We start from the raw sequence: 2,993 nt of genomic DNA, 5'->3' as shown, positions 1-2,993 counted from the left end.
GGTGTAGAAAAAACGAGGAAAACGAGTACCAGAGGGAAACCTGACATTTATGAGCAATCTTCAATTCACTGAGAATGAAAACGGAGTAGGGGTCACCGTCCATTACGCTAATTTAGCTGCGAGCCTCTCGCCGCATCATACTCTGCAAATTCGACAGTTATTGAACTGCTACCGTTTAGTGATTTTTCCCAATCAGAATCTCACCGACGAACATTTATCTAATTTTGCGTTTCGATTCGGTCCTCCTTTTGTTCCTGATAACAGTTTTCCCGTCTTAAGCAGCGCCGAAGGAGAGTCTACCCCAGTAGTAATCATTGGAAACCAAGCCGATGATTACCCCAATTCCTATTTAGGTTTTCAGGAAGTCCTTCCCCATTCGGATCATCAATGGTTACGCTGCCCGTCATCGGCCTCTTTACTGTATGCGGTGGATATCACGGAAAATTCTTCGCCAACAATCTGGTTTGATATGGCACGGGCTTATACCCTTCTCGATCGAGAAACCCGCGATACCATTCAGGACTTAAGGCTGATTACCTACAATCCGTTTTACCGTCCGTTCGGTTCCGTGTCTGCCAAATATGTAGATCGTCGGGTAGATGTGCCCCCCGGTGCGACCTTTCCCCACCCTCTGGTTCGCACCCACCCTGAAACTCGCGAACAAATCCTTTATTTGAATGCAGCCTACGAGATTGAACTAGTTGGTATCCCCTACGATGTCGGATCTCCACTAATTGCCAGACTACACGAACATATTCAAGATCTGGAGTACCGCTACGAACACCAATGGCAAAACGGCGATTTGGTGCTGTGGGATAACCAAGCGACTTTGCACTATCGTCCCGCATTCGACCCCTCGGTGCGGCGGGTGCTTAAACGAGTCACTATTGGTGGGGGAATTCCTTACTAAAAAAATAGTTGTATAGAGTTGCCGAGTTCCTAATTCCGGCTCAACGTTCTAGTAAAAGAGGTTAAATTATGAGTATCACATCATTTCAGAGCTTATTTGAGATCGATAGTAGAGTCGAGGTGCGGATCAACGTTACCAACATTTGCAATCTGCATTGTAATTTTTGCGACCACGACGCGCATCTTCCCTTTAACAAAAACGGTGACAAGATATTTCGTAAAAGCCCGTTGGTCGCCACCCCTCAAGCAGTGGAACAATTTTGTCAGGTCTTATCAGGTGTGGGGGAAAAAGAACGTCATGTACTCCAAGGGGGGGAAATCACTGTTCTTCCGGTGAAGTCGATTGTGCAAATAATTGAAACACTTCATTCGTTTGGCCGACGCGTAGGAATGCGTACTAACGGATACAATGTCACTGGCATCCCCTTAGATAGCCTGAATAAGCTTGAATTTATTTATTTGGATGCGCACGGCAATAATCAAGAGGCGATCGAGCATTGCCGTGCTTTCCTAGGGAAGAACTATGAAGGGGAAGTTATTAACGAAGAAAGATTATACCATCGCGATCCAGCAGCCTTCCTCAACCACAATCAAGGAACTGTCGAACAGGGATTAAACTGTAATCATTTGCTGGCTACGCTAACCTATTTCCCACCAATAATACACCCCTGCTGCAATAGTTGGGCACTTATGAACGCTTTAAACGATGGGACAATGGGAGAAATGCTGATTGAGGCGGGGTGGACAGCAGACAATCCAGACTTAAAGAATACTCTTGCCAATTGGCGACAGACACTACCTAAGCCATTTCTCAAAACCTTTTGTGCCAATTCGTGCTACATGACTGCACCTGACATAGATAATCCTCCGCAACGAATTCAGCCCCATCATCTCGATAGGGTACTCAAGAGATAACGTCCGGCGTTCCTACAATGGATTTCGGTCTTTGGCAGGGACGCGATCGCAACGATAAAGAATAATAGGCTTAGATAATGGCTAATTTCATCATATCAGGAGGCTTTTTCGATAAGTACCATGGTTCTATACTACAAGTTACAATTAGGAATAATACGATTCAGGTTATATCCGAGCATCTCATTGAACACCCCGAACCATCTCTTGCCATGAGGGGGAAGGGTCTGACTGGGATATGTCAAGAAGACGACCATATTTGGGCTTGCTTTTCAAACGTTATTGTGAAAATGGACATGGTTCATTTCTCAATCGTAGATGTTATTCAAGATGACAATTTTAATGACCTCCATGGTCTCGCGATTCACAAAGGGAAACTATATGTCGCAAATACGGGTTATGAGAGTATCGACATAGTAAATTTAGAGAATAAGGTATTAAATCGAATTGATCTATTGGGTAAAGATCTTCGGAATAGGAGACCAATTTGGAATCAAAATGAAGATACAAAGCCTCACCTTTATCATATTTCAGGCATCGCAATAGACGAAAGTGAAAATATCCTGGTGTGCTTGGTTCGACAGCAAAGAATTATCAATCTTTCGTCTTGGGAATGGGTTGGCCCAAAATTTAAAAGTCCAGTGCATGATCTTCAATATTTCAATGGAGACTTGTGGTGGACAAACGTTGCAGGAATAGTAGGTAAGATGGATTCTAAGGGCGAGACAATTGAATATTCAATCAATGGATTTCAGCACGATATCGGTTGGACGAGAGGTCTTTCAATCACAAATTCAGGTATACTTGTGGGAACGGCAGCCGCTCGAGAAAGTAATCACGATTATTACAAGTTCAGCACAAATTCACCAACCTTGCAGATAGGTGCAAAACTTTGCTGGATTTCCTATGATGAAAACCTGTCTTCAAGCGCGATCGAATTGCCAAATAGTGAGTCAAGAAAAATATTCTCAATTCATCGATTACAGGACTTACGCACAGACACTATATGCAGACAATCCAGATTTGAAGAAGACTTTTGCCAATTGACAATTGACACTGCTTAAGCCATTTCTCAAAACCTTTTGTGCCAATTCGTGCTACATGACCGCACCTGACATAAATAGTCCCCCGCAACGAATTTAGCCCCATCATCTCGATAGGGTACTTGAGAA

3 protein-coding genes are annotated in these 2,993 nt (G+C 43.7%); all 3 read left to right on the top strand.

Annotated elements, in window-relative coordinates; genetic code table 11:
* The first annotated feature begins 49 nt into the window (after nt 1–49).
* The 3 genes from G3T18_RS24280 to G3T18_RS24270 all read left to right on the top strand — a co-directional run bounded on the left by G3T18_RS24280 (nt 50) and on the right by G3T18_RS24270 (nt 2,885).
* Nucleotides 50–910: a TauD/TfdA dioxygenase family protein gene (locus G3T18_RS24280; RefSeq protein WP_224413176.1), complete on the top strand. Its 861-nt coding sequence runs from the start codon at nt 50–52 to the stop codon at nt 908–910.
* A gap of 68 nt (nt 911–978) precedes the next feature.
* On the top strand, nt 979–1,824 hold the full coding sequence (locus tag G3T18_RS24275; protein WP_224413175.1) for a radical SAM protein: 846 nt from the start codon (nt 979–981) through the stop codon (nt 1,822–1,824).
* 77 nt (nt 1,825–1,901) lie between these two features.
* Nucleotides 1,902–2,885 carry an NHL repeat-containing protein gene (locus G3T18_RS24270; RefSeq protein WP_224413174.1) on the top strand — a complete coding sequence of 328 codons (984 nt, stop codon included), beginning with the start codon at nt 1,902–1,904 and terminating at the stop codon, nt 2,883–2,885.
* Nucleotides 2,886–2,993 lie beyond the last annotated feature (108 nt).

Source organism: Oscillatoria salina IIICB1 (genome assembly GCF_020144665.1).
In the GTDB taxonomy this organism is placed as follows: domain Bacteria; phylum Cyanobacteriota; class Cyanobacteriia; order Cyanobacteriales; family SIO1D9; genus IIICB1.
Note: the sequence above shows the minus strand (reverse complement) of the source record. Positions and strands in the feature narration are given on the sequence as shown.

What these genes read in the sequence shown, in the direction of transcription:
- G3T18_RS24280 (WP_224413176.1), top strand. Translation starts at nt 50, where the DNA reads ATGAGCAATCTTCAATTCACTGAGAATGAAAACGGAGTAGGGGTCACC.
- G3T18_RS24275 (WP_224413175.1), top strand. Translation starts at nt 979, where the DNA reads ATGAGTATCACATCATTTCAGAGCTTATTTGAGATCGATAGTAGAGTC.
- G3T18_RS24270 (WP_224413174.1), top strand. Translation starts at nt 1,902, where the DNA reads ATGGCTAATTTCATCATATCAGGAGGCTTTTTCGATAAGTACCATGGT.